Here is a 23,046-nt window from a genome sequence, read left to right on the forward strand (position 1 = left end):
GAGTAAGTCATCGCCAGCTCATTATTCTAAACACCCCCTTCAATACAAGGGGGTGTTTTTTTATATATATAAATTGAATTTGAAAATAATTAAAACCTTGTAATTAAATAAGAAGCTCCATTCAGTTAATTTATGCCAAAAGATTGATGATTCTTGCAATTAAAAAAACAACAATAAATGTCAGTATGCCTATGAGGATTTAAATAATTTCAGGGACATAGTTGATGCAATACAATCCGATCTATTACACAGATGAACACTTTGCATTTGCAGATGCAGTAAAAAAATTTGTAGAAAAAGAAATTATTCCCTATGTAAATGAGTGGGATGAAGCCGAATCTTTTCCACGAGAACTCTACAAAAAAGCTGCAGAAGTTGGATTGATGGCATCAGGTTTTGATGAAAAATACGGTGGTATCCCTGATACAGATGCATTCTATACTTTATTGGGGTGTGTGGAGTTGGCAAAGGCTGCATCAGGAGGGTTAATCGCTTCATTACTTTCACATATGATCGGTGCACCGCCAATCAATAGCTTTGCAAGTGAAGAGGTGAAAGCAGAGGTTTTGCCACAAATCTTATCAGGTGAGAAGATTTCGGCATTAGCAATAACAGAACCGGGAGGGGGGTCTGATGTTGCAGCACTTAAAACAAAAGCAGTAAAAGAAGGTGATTACTATGTAGTCAGTGGCGAAAAAACCTTTATTACTTCTGGTATTCGCGCTGATTACTATACCGTTGCCGTTCGAACTGATCCTGAAGGAAAAGGACCCAATGGTATCTCAATGCTACTGATTGATGCCCATACACCAGGTATTACAAAAACGAAGTTAGATAAAATGGGATGGTGGGCTTCTGATACCGCTCATCTACACTTCGATCAAGTTAAAGTGCCTGCAAGAAATTTGATTGGTCCTGAGAATATGGGTTTCTTTGTTATCATGAATAACTTCAATATGGAGCGTTTTTTCTTGGCTGCGAGTAGTTATGGTTATGCAAAAGTTTGTTATGAAGAAGCTCTAGATTGGGCTCAACAGCGACGTACTTTTGGTAAACGCTTGGTAGATCATCAAGTTGTTCGTCATAAATTGGTAGATATGGCAACACGTTTACAAACGACTCGCGCTTTACTTGAAGATACGGCATATAAAATGGGTCGTCCTGAACTTCAAGGGAATGAAATGATTGCACAAATTTGTATGCTCAAAAACGTAGCAACGCAAACTATGCAATTCTGTGCTGATGCAGCCGTTCAAACACTAGGTGGCATGGGCTTTATGCGTGGCATGAAATCTGAACGTATATATCGCGAAGTTAAAGTGAATATGATAGGCGGTGGAGCTGAGGAAATTATGAAAGATTTGGCAAGCCGACAGCTGGGCTTCTAAAAGAAATAAAAAGGTGGATTAAGCCACCTTTTTTAATTGATCAGATATAAAGTTAAGCATTCATTGCCATATCCCAGACGATATTGGTTAACTCATCAAGTGACATTTTCCCTTCTGGATTGTACCAAGTTACGGTCCAAGCGATTGAACCACCAATCAGTCTTCGCCAGATAAAAGGATCGTGCTTAATTTTGCCTTTGTCATGTAATACCTTGATGACACTCAGCCATATCCCTTCATAATCATTTCTTAATTTTAATAGTTTCTTCTGATTTTCCTCAGAAAGTGAAAACCATTCATAGACCAATACAGCCATAGCGGAACCTGTATCCCCAGAGATCGCATCGAGTTCAGCTTTAATCAGAGCCTTGAGTTGTTGCTCTGGATGGTCTGAAGTGGATATGGCACTTTCAAGGCAAGCGTGATTGTAAATGATGGTTTGTTCCATCACATGCGCCAAAATATCGTCTTTGGTTTTGAAATGATGAAATAAACTTCCAGATTGGATGCCAATAAACTGTGCGAGTTCACGAACAGTGGTTTTGGCATAACCTTGTTTATGGAATAAATAAGCTGCCCCCAAAAGTAAACGACCACGTGGTGTATCGTCAAAGCAGGCTATTGGTTGAATTTGGTCAATAGAGGTCGCGATCATCTTGTTATTTTATCCTATTTTGTTTTCTAAACGCGTTGCTTCCATGCAAATTTTAGCGCAATAAGCAGATTTGCAAATAATAATAACATTTTGCACTTTACAAACCAAGCGCTTGCTTGGTAGATTAAGCTCAAATTCTAAACAGAATAATGAGATGGTTATGACAAATATTCAGGACGAACAAAAAATTGTAAAAATTGGCTGTGCTTCAGGTTTCTGGGGAGATACCAACACAGCTGCATTTCAATTGGTACACATGTCGGATATTAACTATTTAGTATTTGATTATCTTTCAGAAATCACCATGTCTATCATGGCAAAAGCCAAAATGAAAGATCCTTCTCATGGATATGCATTGGACTTTGTTAGTCGTGTTATGACACCGCTCATCAACAAAATTGCGGACAAGAAAATCAAAGTTGTAAGTAATGCTGGCGGTGTAAATCCATTGGCATGCCGTGATGCACTTCAAGAAGTGATCAAAAATGCTGGTTTAGATTTGAAAGTTGCGGTGGTACTTGGTGATGATTTAATGGATCAGCACGTTGAACTTCAAAAACAAAATATAAAAGAAATGTTTAATGGTGAGGATCTTCCTCCACATGTCGCAAGTAGTAATGCTTATTTGGGTGCTGTAGGGATTCGTGACGCTCTGGATTTAGGTGCAGACATTGTGATCACAGGTCGTGTCGTGGATTCGGCTGTGGTGATTGGGCCTTTATTGCATGAATACAAATGGGATTTAGCGGATTACGATAAATTGGCACAGGCGGCACTTGCAGGTCATGTGATTGAGTGTGGTGCACAATGTACTGGCGGTAACTTCACAGATTGGCGTTTGGTTGAAGGCTTTGACAATATGGGCTTCCCAATTGTTGAAGTGAAAGCAGATTCATCATTTGTGGTGACTAAGCCAAATGGTACAGGTGGTTTAGTATCTCCGGGTACGGTAGGCGAACAAATTGTATATGAGATTGGTCATCCACAAGCTTATCTATTACCTGATGTAACGGCTGATTTTAGCCAAGTCAAACTTGAGCAAGTGGGTGTGCATCGTGTACTTGTGACAGGTGCAAAAGGTACAGCGCCAACACAACACTACAAAGTAAGCACGACCTATCCTGATGGTAACCGTGTATTAGTCAGCTTCTTACTTGCAGGCCAAGATGCAGAAGAAAAAGCTTATGCCGTTTCTAATGCAATTTTAAATAAAGTTGAGCGTGTAATGGCGCTTCGTTCAATTCCACCATTTACTGAAAAATCTATTGAGATTTTAGGTACGGAAACAACTTATGGTGCAAACCGACGTGTGCAAAATCCACGTGAAGTTGTGGTGAAAATTGCAGTTAAACATATGTTTAAAGAAGCATGTATGTTCTTTGCTTCTGAAATTGCACAAGCTTCTACAGGTATGGCACCTGCATTAACAGGGATTGTGGGGGGGCGTCCAAAACCATCTCCAGTAATTAAATTATTCTCGTTCTTGGTAGAAAAATCGAAATTAAATATCGAGGTGGATATCAATGGCGAGCGTCATAAAGTTGCTGTACCACATGGTGAGCCACTTGCTGAAATTCCAACCATCCCAGCAGGGGAAGTGGCAACTTTAACTGGTAACGAAATTGAAGTGCCTTTAGTTCAAGTTGCACATGCACGTAGTGGTGATAAAGGTAACTACAGCAACATCGGTGTACTTGCACGTAAACCAGAATTTTTACCTTGGATTCGTGCATCTTTAACTGAAGCCAATGTTGCTGAATATATGAAGCATGTATTTGAAGGCGGTGAAGGGGGCGAAGTACGTCGCTATGAATTACCGGGCTTAAATGCAATGAACTTCTTACTCATTGATGCACTTGGCGGTGGTGGCGTGGCAAGTTTACGTATTGACCCACAAGGTAAAGCCTTTGCACAGCAATTATTAGATATGCCAGTGAAAGTGCCTGCAGATTTACTGTAAGCATAAATTTGGGCATCGCCATGGTGCCCAATCTAAAACAATTTACATCAATTAAAAATGGAAATATGCGCAATGGGTTATCAATCAATTTTTAGAAATGATGCATTCGCTGGCAAAGTCGTGATTGTAACAGGTGGTGGCTCGGGCATTGGTCGTTGTACGGCGCATGAGCTTGCATCACTTGGTGCGCAAGTGGTGATTACAGGTCGTAAGATCGAAAAACTTGAAAAAGTGATTGCTGAAATCACTGAAGATGGTGGTCGTGCACATGGCATCGTGTGTGATAACCGCGAAGAAGAACAAGTTAAAAAAATGATTGCGGAAGTGATCGAAAAATTCGGTCGTATTGATGGTTTAGTGAATAACGCAGGCGGTCAGTTCCCATCAACATTAGAAAGTATTTCTGCCAATGGTTTTGATGCTGTCATCCGTAATAACTTACATTCGACCTTTTATCTTATGCGTGAAGCCTATAACCAGTGGATGGCAAAAAATGGTGGTGCCATCGTCAATATGGCAGCAGATATGTGGGGCGGTATGCCGGGTATGGGGCACTCAGGTGCAGCACGTTCAGGTGTTGATAACCTGACCAAAACGGCTGCGGTGGAATGGGGTAAGTCAGGTGTGCGTGTTAACTGTGTGGCACCAGGTTGGATTATCTCATCAGGGATGGATACCTATTCAGGCCCTGTCGCAGAATTCATTATCCCTAACCTTTCTAGCAATGTGCCTTTACAACGTATGGGAACAGAGTCGGAAGTATCTTCGGCGATTGTTTATCTATTATCTGACGCTGCTAACTTTGTTTCAGGGATGACAGTACGTATTGATGGTGCGGCTTCACAAGGTACACGCGTATTCCCATTATCATCTGCAGAAAATAGTGAGTCTTATAACGGCTTCCACCGTGCATTTATTCCAGATGTACTAAAGAAAAAAGACGAAAAGAATTAATCGAGATTATAAGGAACAAGGAGGAAACGGAATGGCAGTGATTCAGTCCGAAGTTGCAGTAGGAAGCGAAGTATTTGAACAGAATAAAGCGAAATTGCTCGAGCAAATCGAAGAGATTCGAGCGATTCAAAAAAGTGCGCTAGATCGTTCTTATAAAGCTAAGCCTAAGTTTGATAAAAAAGGAAAGATTTTACCGCATGAGCGTGTACGTATGTTGCTCGATGCAGATTCTCCATTTGTAGAGTTGTGTGGTCTTGTGGGTTACAAGATGCATGATGATAAAGATGGTTCAGAAGCAGGTGGCGGGATCATTGCAGGGATTGGTTTTGTAAATGGTACACGTTGTATGGTGGCTGCCAATAACAGTGCGATCAAAGGCGGTACGATTGCCCCAATGGGTGTACACAAAAGCCTTCGTTTACACCAAATTGCGTTAGAGCAAAAATTACCAATCATTACTTTGGCAGAAAGTGGTGGTGCAAACTTAAACTACGCAGCAGAAGTATTTACTGCCGGTGGTACAACATTTGCCAACCAAGCACGTTTATCTGCAAAAGGGATTCCACAAGTTTCTGTAGTCCATGGTAACGCAACAGCAGGTGGTGCATACCAACCGGGTCTTTCTGATTATGTGATTACTGTACGTAAGCAAACTGAAATGTTGCTTGCAGGTCCGCCATTATTATTGGCTGCAACAGGTGAAGTAGCGACTGCTGAAGAATTAGGTGGTGCAGAAATGCATGCTCAATTGGCAGGTACAGCAGAATACTTGGCAGAAAATGATGCCGATGGTATCCGTATCGCACGTGAAATCTTTAAGCATTTAAACTGGAAAGAGCAAGTTAAGCTTGAAATACCAGAATATAAAGAGCCACGTTACTCGGCAGAAGAATTGCTTGGCATCATTCCTTCAGATCCAAAACAACCTTTGGATATGAAAGAAATCATTGCCCGTATTGTTGATGATTCTGATTTCTTCGAGTTCAAAAACGAATATGACTCACATACAGTGTGTGGTTGGTCAAAAGTCGGTGGTATGCACTTAGGCATCATTACTAATAATGGCCCAATTACGCCACAAGGTGCAGCAAAAGCAGCGCAGTTTATTCAATTATGTGAACAAACCAAACGCCCAATTTTATTCCTGCATAACACCACAGGTTTTATGGTGGGTACAGATGCAGAACAAAACGGCATCATTAAACATGGTTCTAAACTGATCCAAGCTGTTGCGAATTGTACAGTGCCGAAGATTTCGATCATTGCACATGGTTCATACGGTGCAGGTAACTATGCGATGTGTGGTCGTCCACTTGGCCCACAATTTATTTTCTCATGGCCGAACTCTCGTGTTGCGGTGATGGGTGGTGCGCAAGCAGGTAAGGTACTTCGTATTGTTGCGGAAGCGAAACAACGTGAATCTGGCATGGAGCCAAATGAGCAAATGTTGGACTTCTTAGAGCAATCGACAGCAATGAAATTAGAGTCGCAATCGACTGCATTATTCAACACAGCGATGTTGCATGATGATGGCATTATAGATCCACGTGATACACGTAAATTGCTGATTTTCTTATTGCAAACCATTAATGAATCACAAGCACGTGAATTGAATCCAACACGTTTTGGTGTACCAAGATTCTAACTTTTATTACCTCACCCTAACCCTCTCCTAAGAGGAGAGGAAATAGCTTTCTTAAATGAAGTGAGAAAGCTCCTCCCTTTTTCAAAGGAAGGTTAGGAGGGATTAAAGATTAAAAACAAATATTGAAATTTTAAGGAAGACAAAAATGAAATTTACTGAAGAACATGAAGCGCTACGCCGTACAACACGTCAATTTGTAGAAAATGAAATCAACCCATATACAGCAGAATGGGAAAAAGCGGGTCGATTCCCAATCCATGAAGTATTCAAAAAAATGGGTGATTTGGGTTTATTAGGTATTTGTAAACCTGAAGAAAACGGTGGTTTAGCACTCGATTATTCTTATAACTTGGTGGTTGCAGAAGAGCTAGGTCGTATCAATGTTGGTGGTGTTGCACTTGCGATGGGTGTACAAACTGATATGGCAACACCTGCGATTGCTCGTTTTGGTTCTAAAGAATTACGTGATGAGTTTTTAACACCAGCGGTTGCAGGTGAAAAAGTTGCAGCGATTGCGGTATCTGAAGTTCAAGCAGGATCTGACGTTGCAGCACTTAAAACGACAGCAGTAAAAGATGGTGATGACTATATTATTAATGGTCATAAAATGTGGATTACGAACTCGCTTCAAGCAGACTTCTTCTGTTTGTTAGCGAATACTTCTGACGGTAAACCACACTTTAATAAGTCAATGATTGTGGTTCCTGCCAATACACCGGGGATTACTTTCTCTGAGCCATTAGATAAATTAGGTATGCGTTCTAGTACCACTGCACAAGTGTTCTTTGACAACGTACGTGTGCCACAACGTAACTTAGTGGGTCAAGAAGGCATGGGCTTTATGATGCAAATGCTTCAGTTCCAAGAAGAGCGTATGTGGGGGGCTGCAAACGCAATGGGCGGTATGTTGCAATGTATCGAAAAAACAATTCAGTACACTAAAGAACGTACGACGTTTGGTCAGCCGTTAATTGATAACCAATATATCCATTTCCGTTTTGCTGAGTTAATGACAGAGATTGAAGCACTGAAAGCATTAACCTATCGTGCTTGTGAACTTCATATCGAAGGTGAAAACGTGACTCAAATGGCGTCTATGGCAAAACTGAAAGCGGGTCGTTTAACGCGTGAAGTTGCAGATAGCTGCTTACAGTTCTGGGGTGGTAATGGCTTTATGGCAGATAACCCAGCTGCACAATTCTACCGTGATGGTCGTTTAGTATCTATTGGCGGTGGTGCGGACGAAATCATGCTTGGCATTATCTGTAAGATGATGGACATCCTTCCTGGTAAGAAAAAATAAGCAGGAGATCTGATATGACATTATCAAGTTCAATTGCCAATTTAGAAGTTGATGGCAGCATCATCCTAGAGCAAGACGGTGGCATCTTAACTTTATGGTTAAATCATCCTGAAAGCCGTAATGCCATGAGCCTAAAAATGGTGGAATCCATTCAGGCTGTATTTACAGCAATTAAAGATGATGTATCTGTACGTGCTGTAATTTTGCGTGGTAAAGGTGGTCATTTCTGTGCAGGTGGAAACATCAAAGATATGGCGGGTATCCGTGCTAAAGCCATGGAAGTCGGCAATAACACACCTTATACCGATTTTAACCGTACCTTTGGTGCAATGATTGAGCAAGTAGATCAAGCACCACAAACCGTAGTTGCTGTACTTGAAGGTGCTGTACTCGGTGGTGGTTTCGGTTTGGCATGTGTCTCTGATGTTGCAATTGCGCATGCAGAAGCACAATTTGGCTTACCTGAAACTGGCTTAGGGATTTTACCTGCACAAATCGCACCGTTTGTGGTGACACGTGTTGGCTTAACTCAAGCACGTCGTTTAGCCTTATTAGGTATGCGCTTTAAGGGTCAAACCGCTTTAGAGGTGGGGATTGTGCATCAAGTGGTTGCAGATGAAGTTGAACTTGCATCAGCACTTGAAGAAACCATTACCCAAATTAAACGCTGTGCGCCATTGGCATCGCGTGCAACCAAAGCATTATTACATCGTACCACCAAAGAAGAATTGGGGCCGTTACTTGATGATGCAGCACGTCAATTTGCAGATGCCGTGGCAAGCGCAGAAGGCATGGAAGGCACAATGGCGTTTATTCAAAAACGCCAACCAAGCTGGGCAGAATAAACCACATTCCAACGCCTGTATGAATGTGAATTAAAAAGGATACGCTCCTCAAGATCAGAGGAGCCTAAAAAATTGGTGGAACTATGGCGTTTACAAAAGTATTAGTTGCAAACCGTGGTGAAATTGCTGCTCGTGTAATGCGTACAGCAAAAGCCTTAGGTTACGAAACCGTTGCTGTGTATTCTGATGCCGACAAAAATGCGCGTCATGTACAAGTCGCAGATGAGGCGGTTTATATTGGCCCTTCAAAAGTATCAGAATCTTATTTATCGATTCCAAATATTATCGAAACGTGTAAGAAAACGGGCGCAGATGCTGTGCATCCGGGGTATGGTTTCTTATCTGAAAATACAGATTTTGCCGCAGCATGTGCAGAAAATGGCATTACCTTTATTGGTCCACCAGCAGGTGCGATTGAGCTCATGGGTAGCAAGCGTTTGTCTAAAATCGCCATGATTGAAGCAGGCGTACCCTGTGTACCGGGTTATGAGGGCGCCCAACAAGACATCGACTTTTTAGCAGATCAAGCAAAAAAAGTAGGTTTCCCATTGATGGTGAAAGCATCAGCAGGTGGTGGTGGACGTGGTATGCGTCTTGTACATCAAGAAGCTGATTTGCTTGAAGCGTTAAAAACAGCACGTTCTGAAGCAGAAAATGCGTTCGGTTCGGGTGAGCTGATTATCGAGAAAGCAGTCATTGCACCTCGCCATGTAGAAATCCAAGTCTTTGGTGATACACATGGTAACTACGTGTATTTATTTGAACGTGATTGCTCGATTCAACGTCGTCACCAAAAAGTAGTTGAAGAAGCACCATGCCCAGTATTGACTGAAGAAACGCGTCAAGCGATGGGGAATGCCGCAGTTGCAGCCGCTAAAGCATGTAACTACGTGGGTGCAGGTACGGTTGAATTCTTATTGGACCAATCAGGTGAGTTCTATTTCTTAGAAATGAACACACGTCTACAAGTAGAGCATCCTGTTACTGAGATGATTACAGGTCTTGATCTTGTGGAATGGCAACTTCGTGTGGCAAATGGTGAGACTTTACCGCTCAAACAAGAAGAATTGACCATGAATGGCCATGCCATTGAAGTGCGTTTATATGCAGAAGACCCACGCCAAGACTTCTTACCACAAACAGGTAAAGTATTGCGTTGGCAACCTGCAGATTTAGAAGGTGTACGTATCGACCACGGCATGATGCCAACTGATGAAGTTAGCCCATTCTACGATCCAATGGTGGCTAAAATCATCGTACATGGTAAAACACGTACTGATGCGATCCGTTTACTTGCTCGTGCCGTAAATGATTCTGTACTGTTAGGTGTAAACAGTAATAAGGAGTTTTTAGTTAACTTATTACGTCATCCACTTGTGGTGGAAGGTGATGTGAACACTGGTTTTATTCAACAGCATTTCCAAAGTGATGTGAGTTTGAATAAACAGAGTCTAAATTTAGAAAGCTTAGCATTGGTTGCAGCGTTGTTGACAAATGCATCTGCGCAAACAGATTGGAACACAGGAGTTTCTTCAGCATTACCACTGAAACTTCGATATGATGATCAAAAGTTAGATCTCATTGTGCATCGTGATGGTCGTTCAGTGAGTGTTGAAACCTGTGGTGAAAGCCAGTCGATTGAGGTTGTAGCGCAAAATACACAGCAATTGATTTATAGCATTAATGGAATTCGACGTCGAATCGACTATGTTCTTGATGGTAATTTTGTTTATTTAGATCGCGCGAATGGCAACGTCATGGTGGAAAATATTACCTATTTACCACCTGAGACTGCCGATGTGGCAGGGGATGGTAAAATTCGTGCCCCAATGGATGGTGCAATTATAAATGTCATTGCTCAACCTGGAGAGCGTGTAACTAAAGGGCAAACATTATTGATTCTTGAAGCGATGAAAATCCAACAGCAAATTAAGTCAGATGTCGACGGTGTTGTGGGTGAAATCGTAGGACAAGTTGGTCAGCAAGTGAAAAAACGTCAAATCTTGATGAATATTGAGGTTGATGCTGAATAAGCAATAAAAAAAGCCATCTAACGATGGCTTTTTTTATGACCAGATTTATGCAAATACTGTTTGTACTGCACAGTAAAGCACCCAAAGAATTGCAATCGCAACTACAGGTTCTAAAACTTTTGCCCAAGTTGGTGTAGCTACTACTTCTGGCTCAGCAACATCGTGGTGATCATGTTGAACTTGATTGACCATGTCATGAAACTCCTTCATCGTTTGGTCTAATGATATCTCTTCTTGAATGACAGGTTGAGAACCAATCAACTCATTTAGGTTATTTGTTAGCCAAACCCAATCTTTTGCTTTACCAGAGAGATGTTCAACTTGACCCTGAAGTAATTCATTCATGCCTTGTAGTTGATAATGACCTGTTACATCAAGTTGTTTAAGTTCATTAAGCTGTAAGGTCAAAATCTCTGATGTCGCGGTTTCAAGTTCTTGATGAGACAGCGTAGACTGATTATGTTGAGATGTCGTCAAATGCCGTGCGACTTCTTGAATATAAAGTTGGTCAGCGGCATGAATTTCTTGGTATATTTTTTTTTCGTCTTTACGCCATAGGCTGATGAGTTTACCTAAAGCTAAGATATTTAATTCATTGAAATATTCATGCCGTTGTTCAGCTGGATACTGTTTCAACAACTGAGGCTTTTGAATTTTGGTCTGCTCAACAAAATATTGTACTAAATCAAAAGCCATTCAACTCTCCTGTAAGTTTTTAATCCAAAATTCTTAAACTTGGTTTTTTCTTTGGTGCTTCATTTTCTTGATTTTGTTGCTGTTTAGATTCTATCGGATTTTCATCCGTTTGTGCATTGGCATATTCATCAGGATCAAAGAATAATCCTTGACCATTTTCTTTTGCATATAACCCGAGTACAGCATTGATTGGCACATAAATATCTCTGGAAACACCACCAAAACGTGCAGAAAAGGTAATCGCTTCATTGCTCATGTGTAGTTGATGTACAGCATGTGGCACGATATTTAAAACAATCTGGCCGTCTTGAACGAACTGTGTAGGTACATCGGTATAAGGCTGTGTGGCATCTACCAGTAGATATGGGGTGAGATTGTTATCGCAAATCCATTCATAAATCGCACGTGCTAAATACGGGCGAGTTGGACTTAATTTGATTTCTTGATCAGACATGTGACTCACTCTTTTGCTTTTTTAAGCGGATTTTAATTCAGGACTATAACGATTTTTTTCCTGAACCGTCATGGACTTAAGGAAGGCTGGACGACTGAAAACACGCTGGCAATATAAATAAAACGGGCGGCATTGTTGCTTTGGAAGCTCAATCCCCATCGTTCTTAACCGTATAAAAATCGGTGCCAACATGCAATCTAAAATTGTAAATTGTTCAGACATGAAATAAGGATAGTGCTGAAACAAAGGTGTCAGCGAGATAAGCGTATCTTTTAACTTTTTTTGAGCTGCCTTTTGTGCGTCAACATCAAGTGTGTCTGGGTGGCGCATCATATCATCTGCAAGTTTTAACCAGTCATTTTCAAAACGCCATATATATTGGCGTTGTTCTGCACGTGGAGCAGGAGCATCTGCATATAACTTATTCTGACGATAGCGATCATCTAAATATTCAGAAATGATGGATGTATTGAAAAGTTTTAACTCATTTTCAATCATCATCGGGAGTCGATTGTATGGATTTAAACTCGCAAGATCCTCGTTGTCTTCGTCGACAATAAATAAATTATGTTTAATTTGTTTTTCTGCCAGTAAGAAGCGAATCCAATGCGATCGAAAGTCATCTGCATGACTATAAATGGTGATGCCTTGTAATGGGGTGGTTTCGACTGACATATTCCAATCAAAGTATTAATGAATAGATAAGGATACTAAAAATGCACGCTAAAATCATCGTTTAATGAGCGGTGCATATTAAAACACTTGGATTTTATATTGATTCGTATTTATGTCTGGAACGTTTTTTATTAAATTCTATCCTTATATTGTTGAAATTCAATCTTTAACTTTTTTATCCAAAGCGATGTAAAAAGCCGATCTTTAAATCGGCCTTGTGCACTAATGTATGATTCCACTCCACCATTGACGGACGTCGCGATTGTTAGTTAATGCACTTGTGTCGCCTGGTCTAAGTTTATAGCCACACTTGTAAACCACTGAGAATTTTTGACCTAAAGATCGATGTACCAGACTGTTATTTTGTACAGGGTATCCATCTGAGCATCCAACTAACTCTAATGCTTTATTTATGTTTTCATATGAAGACATTAATCTTTGTATGGGTCCATCACAAACATGCTTACCCGTATTGGATTGCCAGCACACGGCTAAAGCATCTATCGATTGTGAGTTATTTGCTTGTGCAATATTGGATGTACCTAATATTGTAGCGGCTACGGCGAATGATAAACATATTTCCCTATTTAACATTTTTATCCTCTTAATTTAAAAAACTGCATGTAAGTATTTTTTAATAAAGTTGTAAAAAGTTAACAATCCTCAAATTGGGATAGATGATTAAGCATATATTTGTTTAAGTCAGTCAAAATAGAGCAATAAAAACTAGTGTCTTTTTATTGATATCAGAGTTTAATATTCATTTTAAAGTATCGTGTACGACTGATTTTCATGAGTAAGGGAAAATATAAAGATGAAAAAAAACCTTGGCATAAGCCAAGGTTTTTTTGTCCGAATTCGGAAAACGAATTAACGTTTAGAGAATTGTGGACGTTTACGAGCTTTACGTAAACCAAGTTTCTTACGTTCAACTTCACGAGCATCACGAGTAACGAAACCAGCTTGACGAAGAGCAGGTTTTAAAGTTTCGTCAGCAGCGATCAATGCACGAGTAATACCGTGACGGATTGCGCCAGCTTGACCACCGATACCACCACCAGCAACAGTGATGTAAAGGTCATATTTCTCAGTAGCATCTAAAAGCTCTAGTGGTTGACGTACAACCATACGAGCAGTTTCACGACCGAAGTATTGTTCTAAAGAACGGTTGTTAATAACGAGTTTACCAGTACCAGCAGATAGGAAAACACGTGCAGTTGCGGTCTTACGGCGACCTGTACCATAGTTAGTAGCCATGTGCTGTATCCCTTAGATGTCCAAAACTTGTGGCTGTTGAGCTGTGTGAGGATGCTCAGCACCAGCATACACTTTCATTTTCTTGATCATAGCATAACCAAGAGGACCTTTTGGCAACATGCCTTTTACAGCGCGTTGGAAGATTTCTTCTGGCTTGTGAGCAACTAATTTTTCAAAGTTAGTTTCACGGATACCACCAGGGAAACCAGTGTGGCGATAGTATTTCTTATCAAGTGACTTATTACCAGTTACTTGAACTTGCTCAGCATTGATAATTACGATGTAATCACCAGTGTCAACGTGAGGAGTATAAGAAGTTTTGTGCTTACCGCGTAAACGACGTGCGATTTCAGTCGCAAGACGACCTAAAGTTTTGCCAGAAGCATCAACAACGTACCAGTCGTGTTGAACTTCAGCTGGCTTAGCGCTGAGAGTTTTCATTAACCACTACCTATTATAGTTGGTTTGGACGGTGGAATCTGTCCAAACAAAAAGGAGAGCGAATTCTAGCGGAAAAACACTAGAACCACAATCAAAATATTAAGATTTCGAGGGGCATATTCTATTTAATTTAGATTGAAAAGTATAGCGGTTTATTTAATCAATTTCTTTTAGAATGAGGAAATAATCATAATAATAGTTCGGAGTTTTGATGAGTTCACAAAATAATAATGATCGTTTCTCTCCTCCTGTTCATCATTCAGATTTATCTTCACGCCATGATCAAATCAAAGTGAGCAAGGTGACGAAATTTTTGACCGGATTTTTATTCATTTTTCTCGGAATATATTTAGCGTTAGGCATGGTGTTTGGCACTATTTATGGAATCGATGTTTTAAGTGTCATTCTTATATATTCAATGTATGCACATTTTATGATTTTCCCTTGGATCATCTATTTAATCGGTGGCTTTGGTTTCTTGTGCATTAAAGATTCAGCATTTTATTCAGCGCGTTCAACGATTAGACGGATTCTTTTTTTGGGTTTGTTCTTCGTCATCGTGATTGTATGTGTATCCGAAGTCGCTCATGCTTTTGGTCTATTAGATGCAAGATTTCGTATGGATTGGCGCTAAAAGACTCAAAAGAACGATTAAAAAAATCAGAGGGCTAAGATTTTACCATTTTGGTATTGTTGAACATCGTACATTCGATCTGTATTAAAATAATAAAAATCCTTGAATGATGATCGTTATGCTTCCTTTGTATGTCACCAGCGGTGAGCCTGCTGGAATTGGTCCTGATATCTGTTTAAGCCTTGCGGAACGCCTGGATGAGCGTCCACTCGTCGTGCTTGCTGATATACAAATGCTCAAGCAACGTGCAGAAATACTTCATCTTGAAGTTGAAATGATTGAGTATCAAGGGCAACAAACATCGTCAAAAGTGGGTCAGCTTTATGTGGAACATATTCCTTTAAATGAAAGAGTAGTACTGGGTGAGTTAAATGCTCAAAATGCGAGTTATGTCTTAGAGCAACTCCGCCGTTCTGCAGATTATGCGATGTCAGGTAAAAGCGTTGGCGTGGCGACAGCACCTGTACAAAAGTCAGTGATTAATGAGGCAGGTATTCATTTCAGTGGTCACACTGAGTTTTACCAAGAGTTTGCTGGTGTGTTACGCGTGGTCATGATGCTGGCAACCAAAACCTTACGTGTTGCACTTGCAACCACGCACTTACCCCTTCGTGCGGTTGCGGATGCGATTACAGCTGAGCGCTTGCATCAGGTCATCGACATCCTGATTCATGATTTAAAATCAAAATTTAAAATCGAATCTCCCAAAATTTTGGTGTGCGGTTTAAATCCTCATGCAGGTGAAGATGGTTATTTAGGAGTGGAGGAGATCGAAGTGATTAATCCTGTACTTGAACGCTATCGTGCGCAAGGGATAGACATGAGTTTATGTCTGCCTGCAGATACCTTATTTACACCAGAAAATTTAAAAGATGCCGATGCAGTTTTAGCCATGTATCACGATCAGGGATTACCTGTGTTAAAATCACAAGGATTTGGTGAAGCCATTAATATTACTTTGGGCTTGCCGTTTATTCGCACCTCTGTCGATCATGGCACAGCACTCTCCCTCGCAGGTACTGGACTTGCGAAAAGCTCGAGCTTACATGTGGCTGTGGACTTAGCGCTCGATTTAGCGCGTCAGTGATCTTGTCTTAATTACACGTTGGAAATCTTTATGTATCAGATTAATGCCTTAAACCCGAAAGATGAAGGGCATCACACGCGTAAGCGTTTTGGTCAAAACTTCTTACATGACCAACGTGTCATTGCCAAAATTGTGCGTTCGGTGAACCCGCGTACTGGTGACAATATTGTTGAAATTGGTCCAGGTCTTGCTGCTTTAACATCGCCTTTAATTGGTGAATGTGATGCTTTGACTGTCATTGAATTAGACCGTGATTTAGCAGCTGGATTACCGGGTCGTGTACCGCATCCTGAACGTTTAACTATTGTGGAAACTGATGCTTTACGCTACGACTTCACTGAATTGTTTGATGGTCGTCCGTTGCGTGTTGTCGGTAACTTACCTTATAACATTTCTACGCCTTTGTTATTTCATCTCTTAGAGTTTGGTGACAAGGTCAAAGACATGCACTTCATGTTGCAAAAAGAAGTGGTCGATCGTATTACGGCATCACCAAATACCAAAGAATATGGTCGTTTATCAGTCATGATTCAGTATTACTGTAAACCAACATTCTTGTTTGAAGTGCCACCTGGTTCGTTCAACCCACCACCCAAAGTAACTTCTGCGGTATTTCGCTTAGAGCCGTATGATGTAAAACCAATAGTGGCGAAGAATGAAAAAGCCTTGGCACGTTTAGTCTCCCATGTATTTACACAACGCCGTAAGACACTTCGCAACAGTTTAAAAGGTATGTTGCAAGAGGAAGGATTTGAAAAAGCTGGTGTTGATCCAATGGCGCGTCCAGAAACATTAACACTTGCTCAATTTGTTGCACTTGCAGATCAAATGGTAGATGCATAAATGGCTGGTGAAAACATTCGATATAATTACGTGATTGGTGATGTTCAGGGCTGTTTTGAAGCTTTGAAAATGTTACTCAAGGAAATCAAATTTGATCCTGATCAGGATTTTTTATGGTTTGCGGGTGATTTAGTCGCACGTGGTGAAAACTCGATTGGCGCTTTACGTTTTATCAAGAAACTGGTCGATCGAGGCGTTGCTGCGACAGTCTTGGGTAATCATGATTTGACCTTGTTAGCGGGCGCAAGGGGCATTAAAGAGATTAAAGAGAAAGACAATACTCGTGATGTGATTGATGCGATTGACAGTGATGATTTAATCGACTGGTTACGCAAACAACCCTTATGTTTATGTCCAAATGAAAATATTGTCATTACACATGCGGGTATTCCACATATTTGGACAGTAGAGCAAGTGAAACAGTTTGCTCAAGAGGTTGAAGCGGTTATTGCGCATGATGATTTTGATGTTCTGGATGCATTTTTGAAAGAAATGTATGGTAAAGAACCTACATTATGGTCAGATGATTTAACAGGACATGAGCGCTTACGATGTATTGTTAATTATCTAACCCGTATGCGTTTGACTGATCCTGAGGGACGACTCGAATTTAGTTTTAAAGACGCTTTAGATGAGCCGATGCCAGCTGGCTATCAGCCATGGTTTGAATATGAGTCAAAAGCTGCTCAAACTCATCAAGTCATTTTTGGACATTGGGCTGCCTTACAGGGCAAAACAATATCTGCGCATATTCAGAATGTTGACGGTGGTTGTGTCTGGGGCAATCAATTAATGGCGTATCGTCTTGAAGATCAGCAAATGTTTGCTGTTGATAATCCTATGTTTGCATAGAATCTACTTTTGGTCTTTTTCGTCTAATAAAAAAGCCACTCATCAGTGGCTTTTTTATTTTCAGTTGTGGGTATATCAAGCGGTCGCTTTTAAAAAGTGAATAAAAGTAGGGAGCCAAACGGCTGTAAACGTTGCATTTACCGCCATACCAAATGCAGCATAACGACCAGCTACACTGCCTCGTTGCCAAGCTTGAGCTGTCCCAATCGCATGGGCTGCTAAACCGAGTGCTAAGCCTGAGGCACGCTCATCATTAATATGACGTAGTATGAGTGGTGAAAAAGCTGCGCCAATCACGCCAGATAAAATAACGATTAAAATGGCTAAGCTAATTGGTGCATGGAGTAAGGTCGCAATATTAATTGCGATTGGTGTTGTCACTGCACGTGTAGCGAAAGCCATAATGGTCGAATCTGCCATATGCAGTAGATACGCTAAGCCCATAGGCAATGCGACAGCACTGACACTAGCAAACACTAATATTCCTAAAATGCCTTTTAGTGGTAAATCGTCATAACGCATCGCTGCAAGTGGGATCGCGAGAGCCACTGTGACGTATCCTAATAAATGATCAAAAATCGGATTGACATCTTTCATATAGTGATCATAAGGAATACCAATAATCAGTAAGATGACGATCACAAAGAACATCCCGAACACAATGACAGGAATCTGTGGTACGACACGGTTACAGGGTTTTGAAATTAAATAGGCGAATAACGTAATAGCAAAGCCGATTAAAATTGCGAGCATATTTCTCTCCTATAACCAGCGTTTTGCCATTTTGGCGTAAACCCAAAGTGGAATAAGTGTACTTAACGTGAGTACGAGTAAAAAAAGAGGAATTTCTTTACCCATATGAACCAACATAACCAATGCCCCAGCACTAATCGGTAAAAATGCAAAAGCACTTTCTTTCATGATTTTATTATTTACATCGACAACTCTGGTTGGAAGAGTGCCAAATCTACGCCAAGCAAACAGTACAATCAGTAAGGAAAGCAAACCGACAAGATTGCCCAGTTCGGGATGATTCAATTGAGTCATAAGCCAAACTGAACCTTCTCGGAAGCCAATAATAAGCACTATGGTGCCAATCCATGCTGGCCAATCTATTGTTTTCATCCACTGCATCATGATTATACTTTTAACATTATTTATCACGTTTTAACTGATTTATGATTTGATTTCAAACTCTTCTAAGGGTCTTTTAAATTGTTGCGCTTTATCCCCAAGAATTTGATCAATTGGTAAATGTGCTTGTTTTATAAGCTGCTCTAATTTATGTGGCGCAATTTGAATATTTAAAATCAAATGACCTAGATCATCATAATGTTCAGACTGAATCACATTTAATTCATACAGTTGATTTCGTAATTTGCCATATTCAGGTTTGAGTGTGAGTTCAAATTGTTGTATTTGCCCCATTAAACATTCTTGAACGGCTTGTCGCAGTAAATCTAAACCTTGACTTGAGTGTGCTGAAACATAGACTCGATCGGGCAAATTGGGAGAAGCATAAATGATTTTCGGCTCTTCACCCGTTTGATCAATTTTATTGTATACGCGTAAAATTGGCACCTGAGCCCCAATTTCTTTCAGGACTTTTTCAACAGCATCAATTTGCTCAAGCTTTTCTGGACTATTTGAATCGATAACATGCAAAAGCAAAGTCGCCTCAAGTGTTTCTTCAAGTGTTGCTTTGAATGACTCTACTAAGGAGTGTGCAAGATTGCGAACGAATCCCACTGTGTCAGCCAAGACCAATGTTCCAATGCCATCCCAATTTAATCTTCTTAAAGTTGGGTCAAGAGTTGCGAACAATTGATCTGCTGCATACACATCACTTTCAGCAAGAATATTAAATAGGGTGGATTTTCCTGCGTTGGTATAACCGACAAGAGACACTGTTGGAATAGACGCTTTTTGACGCGCTGCACGACCTTGGATTCGTGTCTGGCGGACTTTTTCAAGTTTGTCTTTAAGCTGGTTTATGCGGAGGCGGAGTAAACGACGGTCTGTTTCTAATTGTGTTTCACCTGGACCACGTAGACCAATACCACCTTTTTGACCATCTAAGCCCATGCGACCACCCACTAAACGCGAAGCGAGATGATCTAACTGAGCCAATTCAACTTGTAGTTTACCTTCATGTGTTCGTGCGCGTTGTGCAAAAATATCTAAGATCAGGCGAGTACGATCGATAACACGACATTGAATAACACGCTCGAGATTACGTTCTTGAGATGGTGTGAGGGAATGATCGAAAATGACAATATCAGCTTCTACCGCTGCAACAAATTCGGCGATTTCTTCAGCTTTACCCGAACCAATAAAAAATTTAGGATCCGGTTTAATACGTTGAGCTTGTATATGTTCAAGAATCTCTGCACCAGCAGATTTGGCCAATAAACGAAATTCTTCTTGATCAAGATCTTCTAATATTTGGACATTAACACTCACCAAGACCGCTCGTTCATTTGCTTGATTTTGTCCAGTAACTTCCACTCAGCTAACACTCCACATCAAAACTCTAGTGTAGAGGAAATTGAACAATTGAGGGAAATAGATTTAAATTAACCTAAAGCAGTTTTGAACATGAGTATAAACGCCAGCATAAATAAAAAGACGCCACCGACAATTGATGCCAATGAGAAGAGTGCCGACCAGATGGGAAGGACTTGATTTGATGATGATTGAGTTGGAGTTTGCATAATTTTTCAATCTATAAATTCGATTTAAAAATTGTATTTTATTGAGTGTTTGAATTGAAATTGAATTTTCAAATCTATGTATACGGTTTTTATAATCAATGCATCTCTGGTGAGCTCAGTATAGAATGGAGCTATAGTGGATAACGCCTGTTATTATTTAGTGAAATAATTTATGACAACATTAACGCCTAAAAAACTCAATTTATTTTCAAAAACAGCGCTATATAGCCAAAAAATCATCTCAGGTACTGCTGCTGTCACTGAAGGGTTTTATTTAATTTTTAGGCATCAAATGTATAAAAATCCGAATAATCCAAACAATACTCGCTATGTACAACATTTTTGCCGTCGCTTATGCAAAGTTTTTAATATCGATTTACAAGTGCATGGCAACATTCCTCGTGAACCCGCATTATGGGTGAGCAATCATATCTCTTGGTTAGATATTCCTGTATTGGGTTCGAGTGCGCGTGTATTTTTCTTAGCAAAAGCAGAAATTGAAAATTGGCCGATTTTTGGGAAACTTGCCAAGGGTGGTGGAACACTGTTCATTAAACGAGGTTCAGGAGATTCGGTCCGTATTAAAGAGCAAATCACGGAATTTTTGAAGCAAAATATCCCTGTCTTATTTTTTCCAGAAGCAACCACGACTGATGGAACTAAAGTCAAAAAAGTGCATGGAAGACTTTTAGCTGCAGCTATCGAGGCTCAAAAACCAGTGCAAGTTTGTTTAATCTGTTATGTTAATCAAGAGGGGGAGTTAGATCAGGTTGCTCCCTTTATTGGAAATATTGGATTTACAGCGCATCTCAAAGCGGTATTGGAAATGCCTCAAGTCGTTGCACATTTAACAGCTTTGCCCACGATTGATGTTACTGGACATACAGTTGAAAGCTTAACGAGAGAAGTGCAACTCAGAATGCAGGAAGGATTGGAAGCATTACATCAAAAAGTACTCAAAGCTTAATCAGTAGAAGCAAAGCAGGGATCATGATGATCCCTGTTTTTACATGAATCCTTCGATTGGTAACCATGAGATAACTTTCAAACTTGCTTTTTGCCACCATTTCATTTTTGGTTCTTTGGTATAGATTTTAATACCATCAGGAGTCGCTTGTTTCCAATTAATATTATTTTGTGAATCTAGAACTAATTTATAGGCATATTTTTTTAGGTTCTGATCCATGGTTTTATGTACAGCTTGCGCTAGGGGCTGGCTGTTTAAAATGACGCCAATTTCAGTATTTAAATTGGCTGAACGTGGATCAAAATTAAATGATCCGATAAATACTTGCTTATCATCCAAAGCCATCATTTTTGCATGCAGGCTTGAGCGACTCAGCCCTTTAAGGCTCACTTTGGACTGCTTAGAAATTTCAATATTATTTTTATTTTGGAATTCTTCTGGCAAAGCAGGGAGGAACTCATATAACTCTACGCCGTTTTGCAGTAAATCCTGACGATATTTCGCATAAAATGCATGTACAAGCGCAACATCATTGGCTTTAAAAGAGTTGGTCAGTACGCGAACTTTAACGCCATCTTGTGCGATCGCACTTAAGCGTTGCTCACCCTTGCGTTCAGGAACGAAGTAAGCGGAAATGATATCGACACTTTTTTCTGGTTTCTCTAAGCGTTCAACCAGTTGAAAGTTGAGATGTTCTTCTTTCTTAGCTTTCGCTTTGATTTTTTCAGGAGAATCTTTGATGACTTCTGCTTTCACCCAATCCAGCTTAATTTCTTGATTGAGCCAACGATCAAAATCATGAGATTCACGAGTAATTTCAACATAACTACGTACAGCACCATCATCAAAGTGCTCTTGCAGTTGCTGTTTTAAACCTTCATAGCGCAATGTATATTGTTGATGATTGACAATATTTTTAACTGGATAGGCATATTCATGATTCCAGTACTCATCAAATGAGTGTGTAATATCACTTACTGCATGACCGACAAGCATGACATCAACATCTGAAAATTGATATCGGTCACTGACATTGTAGTATTGATTACTCATATTTCGGCCGCCAATCAGGGTAATTTGATTGTCAGCTGTAAACGTTTTGTTGTGCATCCGTCGATTGATACGTTTCAGATCCAAAATCATATCAACGGGTCTAAGGCGTCGGAATTTATAAGGATTGAATAACTTTACGTCAATGTTTTGATGTTGATCCAGCGCGAGATAAATACTTTCCATCGTCTTAGCGTTATTGTCATCCATTAACAATCTGACTTTTACACCACGATCAGCAGCTTGAATGATTTTATAAAGAGCCAATGCACCTACACGGTCGTTATCCCAAATGTAATATTGAAGGTCGAGTGTTTTTTCGGCTTTCTCAATTAATTGAAAACGTGCAGCTATCGCTTCGATTGGATCATATAAAACATGAAAACCTGTTAATTCAGGATTCTTAATTTTCAAAGGTTCGACAATTTGCGCCAATGAAGTGTCATGAGTGTCGATGTCATACGCATATTGAGGTGCAACAGCTTGTTGAGTGGGTAAAGTTGAGCATGCGGGTAAAGCAAGAATCAAACATGAACTCATAATGAAGCGCATTTTAAAAGATGTTTTCTTTTGGCGATTCAATTGTTGAGATT

General features: G+C 40.2%; 24 protein-coding genes. 12 read left to right on the plus strand and 12 right to left on the minus strand.

The window, feature by feature from the left end; all coding sequences use genetic code 11:
* Nucleotides 1-224: 224 nt before the first annotated feature.
* Entirely contained in the window at nt 225-1,388 is a 1,164-nt protein-coding gene (locus tag AC1M9A_RS13205) for an acyl-CoA dehydrogenase family protein (protein ID WP_481610381.1), read from the plus strand.
* 52 nt (nt 1,389-1,440) lie between these two features.
* Here the strand turns inward: AC1M9A_RS13205 and AC1M9A_RS13210 are convergent, their stop codons facing one another.
* Nucleotides 1,441-2,043 (minus strand): TetR/AcrR family transcriptional regulator, encoded by a 603-nt coding sequence (locus AC1M9A_RS13210; RefSeq protein ID WP_035269534.1) that lies wholly within the window; start codon nt 2,041-2,043, stop codon nt 1,441-1,443.
* 154 nt (nt 2,044-2,197) lie between these two features.
* On the opposite strand from AC1M9A_RS13210, the gene AC1M9A_RS13215 reads away from it, so the two are divergent.
* From AC1M9A_RS13215 to AC1M9A_RS13240, 6 genes are all read left to right on the plus strand, one after another.
* Nucleotides 2,198-4,003 carry an acyclic terpene utilization AtuA family protein gene (locus AC1M9A_RS13215; protein ID WP_481610382.1) on the plus strand — a complete coding sequence of 602 codons (1,806 nt, stop codon included), beginning with the start codon at nt 2,198-2,200 and terminating at the stop codon, nt 4,001-4,003.
* Between the two features lie 72 nt (nt 4,004-4,075).
* On the plus strand, nt 4,076-4,957 hold the full coding sequence (locus AC1M9A_RS13220) for an SDR family oxidoreductase (protein ID WP_481610383.1): 882 nt from the start codon (nt 4,076-4,078) through the stop codon (nt 4,955-4,957).
* Between the two features lie 31 nt (nt 4,958-4,988).
* Nucleotides 4,989-6,602: an acyl-CoA carboxylase subunit beta gene (locus tag AC1M9A_RS13225; protein WP_481610384.1), complete on the plus strand. Its 1,614-nt coding sequence runs from the start codon at nt 4,989-4,991 to the stop codon at nt 6,600-6,602.
* A 145-nt stretch (nt 6,603-6,747) separates the two neighbouring features.
* On the plus strand, nt 6,748-7,905 hold the full coding sequence (locus tag AC1M9A_RS13230) for an acyl-CoA dehydrogenase family protein (protein WP_481588009.1): 1,158 nt from the start codon (nt 6,748-6,750) through the stop codon (nt 7,903-7,905).
* Between the two features lie 14 nt (nt 7,906-7,919).
* Nucleotides 7,920-8,750, plus strand: a complete 831-nt coding sequence (locus AC1M9A_RS13235) for an enoyl-CoA hydratase/isomerase family protein (RefSeq protein WP_481610385.1) — start codon at nt 7,920-7,922, stop codon at nt 8,748-8,750.
* Between the two features lie 83 nt (nt 8,751-8,833).
* Nucleotides 8,834-10,783: an acetyl/propionyl/methylcrotonyl-CoA carboxylase subunit alpha gene (locus AC1M9A_RS13240; protein WP_481610386.1), complete on the plus strand. Its 1,950-nt coding sequence runs from the start codon at nt 8,834-8,836 to the stop codon at nt 10,781-10,783.
* Between the two features lie 45 nt (nt 10,784-10,828).
* Here the strand turns inward: AC1M9A_RS13240 and AC1M9A_RS13245 are convergent, their stop codons facing one another.
* From AC1M9A_RS13245 to rplM, 6 genes are all read right to left on the minus strand, one after another.
* The gene (locus tag AC1M9A_RS13245) at nt 10,829-11,479 is read right to left on the minus strand and encodes a hypothetical protein (RefSeq protein ID WP_481610387.1); all 651 of its coding nucleotides are present in this window, start codon (nt 11,477-11,479) and stop codon (nt 10,829-10,831) included.
* Nucleotides 11,480-11,498: 19 nt separating this feature from the next.
* Nucleotides 11,499-11,933, minus strand: coding sequence for a ClpXP protease specificity-enhancing factor (locus AC1M9A_RS13250; RefSeq protein ID WP_481610388.1), 435 nt, complete (start codon nt 11,931-11,933; stop codon nt 11,499-11,501).
* A gap of 21 nt (nt 11,934-11,954) precedes the next feature.
* Nucleotides 11,955-12,608, minus strand: a complete 654-nt coding sequence (locus AC1M9A_RS13255; protein ID WP_481610389.1) for a glutathione S-transferase N-terminal domain-containing protein — start codon at nt 12,606-12,608, stop codon at nt 11,955-11,957.
* 222 nt (nt 12,609-12,830) lie between these two features.
* Entirely contained in the window at nt 12,831-13,202 is a 372-nt protein-coding gene (locus tag AC1M9A_RS13260; RefSeq protein ID WP_481592322.1) for a hypothetical protein, read from the minus strand.
* Between the two features lie 276 nt (nt 13,203-13,478).
* Complete coding sequence (gene rpsI / locus AC1M9A_RS13265) at nt 13,479-13,865, minus strand: 30S ribosomal protein S9 (protein WP_035270019.1); 387 nt, start codon at nt 13,863-13,865, stop codon at nt 13,479-13,481.
* Nucleotides 13,866-13,877: 12 nt separating this feature from the next.
* Nucleotides 13,878-14,306 carry a 50S ribosomal protein L13 gene (gene rplM / locus AC1M9A_RS13270; RefSeq protein ID WP_035270016.1) on the minus strand — a complete coding sequence of 143 codons (429 nt, stop codon included), beginning with the start codon at nt 14,304-14,306 and terminating at the stop codon, nt 13,878-13,880.
* A gap of 211 nt (nt 14,307-14,517) precedes the next feature.
* Between rplM and AC1M9A_RS13275 the strand changes: the two genes are divergently transcribed.
* The 4 genes from AC1M9A_RS13275 to AC1M9A_RS13290 all read left to right on the plus strand — a co-directional run bounded on the left by AC1M9A_RS13275 (nt 14,518) and on the right by AC1M9A_RS13290 (nt 17,722).
* Nucleotides 14,518-14,940 carry a hypothetical protein gene (locus tag AC1M9A_RS13275; protein ID WP_481610390.1) on the plus strand — a complete coding sequence of 141 codons (423 nt, stop codon included), beginning with the start codon at nt 14,518-14,520 and terminating at the stop codon, nt 14,938-14,940.
* 118 nt (nt 14,941-15,058) lie between these two features.
* On the plus strand, nt 15,059-16,027 hold the full coding sequence (pdxA, locus tag AC1M9A_RS13280) for a 4-hydroxythreonine-4-phosphate dehydrogenase PdxA (RefSeq protein ID WP_481610408.1): 969 nt from the start codon (nt 15,059-15,061) through the stop codon (nt 16,025-16,027).
* A 30-nt stretch (nt 16,028-16,057) separates the two neighbouring features.
* Complete coding sequence (gene rsmA / locus AC1M9A_RS13285; RefSeq protein WP_035270009.1) at nt 16,058-16,870, plus strand: 16S rRNA (adenine(1518)-N(6)/adenine(1519)-N(6))-dimethyltransferase RsmA; 813 nt, start codon at nt 16,058-16,060, stop codon at nt 16,868-16,870.
* Nucleotides 16,871-17,722, plus strand: coding sequence for a symmetrical bis(5'-nucleosyl)-tetraphosphatase (locus tag AC1M9A_RS13290; protein ID WP_481610391.1), 852 nt, complete (start codon nt 16,871-16,873; stop codon nt 17,720-17,722).
* A gap of 75 nt (nt 17,723-17,797) precedes the next feature.
* Here AC1M9A_RS13290 and AC1M9A_RS13295 read toward each other — a convergent pair whose 3' ends face one another.
* The 4 genes from AC1M9A_RS13295 to AC1M9A_RS13310 all read right to left on the minus strand — a co-directional run bounded on the left by AC1M9A_RS13295 (nt 17,798) and on the right by AC1M9A_RS13310 (nt 20,436).
* The gene (locus AC1M9A_RS13295) at nt 17,798-18,475 is read right to left on the minus strand and encodes an LrgB family protein (RefSeq protein WP_481610392.1); all 678 of its coding nucleotides are present in this window, start codon (nt 18,473-18,475) and stop codon (nt 17,798-17,800) included.
* A gap of 9 nt (nt 18,476-18,484) precedes the next feature.
* Nucleotides 18,485-18,856 carry a hypothetical protein gene (locus AC1M9A_RS13300; protein WP_481610409.1) on the minus strand — a complete coding sequence of 124 codons (372 nt, stop codon included), beginning with the start codon at nt 18,854-18,856 and terminating at the stop codon, nt 18,485-18,487.
* 42 nt (nt 18,857-18,898) lie between these two features.
* Complete coding sequence (gene hflX / locus AC1M9A_RS13305; protein WP_481610393.1) at nt 18,899-20,230, minus strand: ribosome rescue GTPase HflX; 1,332 nt, start codon at nt 20,228-20,230, stop codon at nt 18,899-18,901.
* 68 nt (nt 20,231-20,298) lie between these two features.
* Nucleotides 20,299-20,436, minus strand: a complete 138-nt coding sequence (locus AC1M9A_RS13310) for a hypothetical protein (protein ID WP_481610394.1) — start codon at nt 20,434-20,436, stop codon at nt 20,299-20,301.
* A gap of 172 nt (nt 20,437-20,608) precedes the next feature.
* Between AC1M9A_RS13310 and AC1M9A_RS13315 the strand changes: the two genes are divergently transcribed.
* Nucleotides 20,609-21,403, plus strand: coding sequence for a lysophospholipid acyltransferase family protein (locus tag AC1M9A_RS13315; RefSeq protein ID WP_481610395.1), 795 nt, complete (start codon nt 20,609-20,611; stop codon nt 21,401-21,403).
* A 39-nt stretch (nt 21,404-21,442) separates the two neighbouring features.
* Here AC1M9A_RS13315 and AC1M9A_RS13320 read toward each other — a convergent pair whose 3' ends face one another.
* Nucleotides 21,443-23,005 carry a phospholipase D family protein gene (locus tag AC1M9A_RS13320; RefSeq protein WP_481610410.1) on the minus strand — a complete coding sequence of 521 codons (1,563 nt, stop codon included), beginning with the start codon at nt 23,003-23,005 and terminating at the stop codon, nt 21,443-21,445.
* Between the last annotated feature and the right edge of the window lie 41 nt (nt 23,006-23,046).

It is taken from the genome of Acinetobacter sp. ANC_7634, from assembly GCF_056779875.1.

Bases quoted from the DNA above. Each gene is read 5' to 3' on its own strand.
- AC1M9A_RS13205 (WP_481610381.1), top strand. From the start codon at position 225: ATGCAATACAATCCGATCTATTACACAGATGAACACTTTGCATTTGCA.
- AC1M9A_RS13210 (WP_035269534.1), bottom strand. From the start codon at position 2,043: ATGATCGCGACCTCTATTGACCAAATTCAACCAATAGCCTGCTTTGAC.
- AC1M9A_RS13215 (WP_481610382.1), top strand. From the start codon at position 2,198: ATGGTTATGACAAATATTCAGGACGAACAAAAAATTGTAAAAATTGGC.
- AC1M9A_RS13220 (WP_481610383.1), top strand. From the start codon at position 4,076: ATGGGTTATCAATCAATTTTTAGAAATGATGCATTCGCTGGCAAAGTC.
- AC1M9A_RS13225 (WP_481610384.1), top strand. From the start codon at position 4,989: ATGGCAGTGATTCAGTCCGAAGTTGCAGTAGGAAGCGAAGTATTTGAA.
- AC1M9A_RS13230 (WP_481588009.1), top strand. From the start codon at position 6,748: ATGAAATTTACTGAAGAACATGAAGCGCTACGCCGTACAACACGTCAA.
- AC1M9A_RS13235 (WP_481610385.1), top strand. From the start codon at position 7,920: ATGACATTATCAAGTTCAATTGCCAATTTAGAAGTTGATGGCAGCATC.
- AC1M9A_RS13240 (WP_481610386.1), top strand. From the start codon at position 8,834: ATGGCGTTTACAAAAGTATTAGTTGCAAACCGTGGTGAAATTGCTGCT.
- AC1M9A_RS13245 (WP_481610387.1), bottom strand. From the start codon at position 11,479: ATGGCTTTTGATTTAGTACAATATTTTGTTGAGCAGACCAAAATTCAA.
- AC1M9A_RS13250 (WP_481610388.1), bottom strand. From the start codon at position 11,933: ATGTCTGATCAAGAAATCAAATTAAGTCCAACTCGCCCGTATTTAGCA.
- AC1M9A_RS13255 (WP_481610389.1), bottom strand. From the start codon at position 12,608: ATGTCAGTCGAAACCACCCCATTACAAGGCATCACCATTTATAGTCAT.
- AC1M9A_RS13260 (WP_481592322.1), bottom strand. From the start codon at position 13,202: ATGTTAAATAGGGAAATATGTTTATCATTCGCCGTAGCCGCTACAATA.
- rpsI (WP_035270019.1), bottom strand. From the start codon at position 13,865: ATGGCTACTAACTATGGTACAGGTCGCCGTAAGACCGCAACTGCACGT.
- rplM (WP_035270016.1), bottom strand. From the start codon at position 14,306: ATGAAAACTCTCAGCGCTAAGCCAGCTGAAGTTCAACACGACTGGTAC.
- AC1M9A_RS13275 (WP_481610390.1), top strand. From the start codon at position 14,518: ATGAGTTCACAAAATAATAATGATCGTTTCTCTCCTCCTGTTCATCAT.
- pdxA (WP_481610408.1), top strand. From the start codon at position 15,059: ATGCTTCCTTTGTATGTCACCAGCGGTGAGCCTGCTGGAATTGGTCCT.
- rsmA (WP_035270009.1), top strand. From the start codon at position 16,058: ATGTATCAGATTAATGCCTTAAACCCGAAAGATGAAGGGCATCACACG.
- AC1M9A_RS13290 (WP_481610391.1), top strand. From the start codon at position 16,871: ATGGCTGGTGAAAACATTCGATATAATTACGTGATTGGTGATGTTCAG.
- AC1M9A_RS13295 (WP_481610392.1), bottom strand. From the start codon at position 18,475: ATGCTCGCAATTTTAATCGGCTTTGCTATTACGTTATTCGCCTATTTA.
- AC1M9A_RS13300 (WP_481610409.1), bottom strand. From the start codon at position 18,856: ATGCAGTGGATGAAAACAATAGATTGGCCAGCATGGATTGGCACCATA.
- AC1M9A_RS13310 (WP_481610394.1), bottom strand. From the start codon at position 20,436: ATGCAAACTCCAACTCAATCATCATCAAATCAAGTCCTTCCCATCTGG.
- AC1M9A_RS13315 (WP_481610395.1), top strand. From the start codon at position 20,609: ATGACAACATTAACGCCTAAAAAACTCAATTTATTTTCAAAAACAGCG.
- AC1M9A_RS13320 (WP_481610410.1), bottom strand. From the start codon at position 23,005: ATGCGCTTCATTATGAGTTCATGTTTGATTCTTGCTTTACCCGCATGC.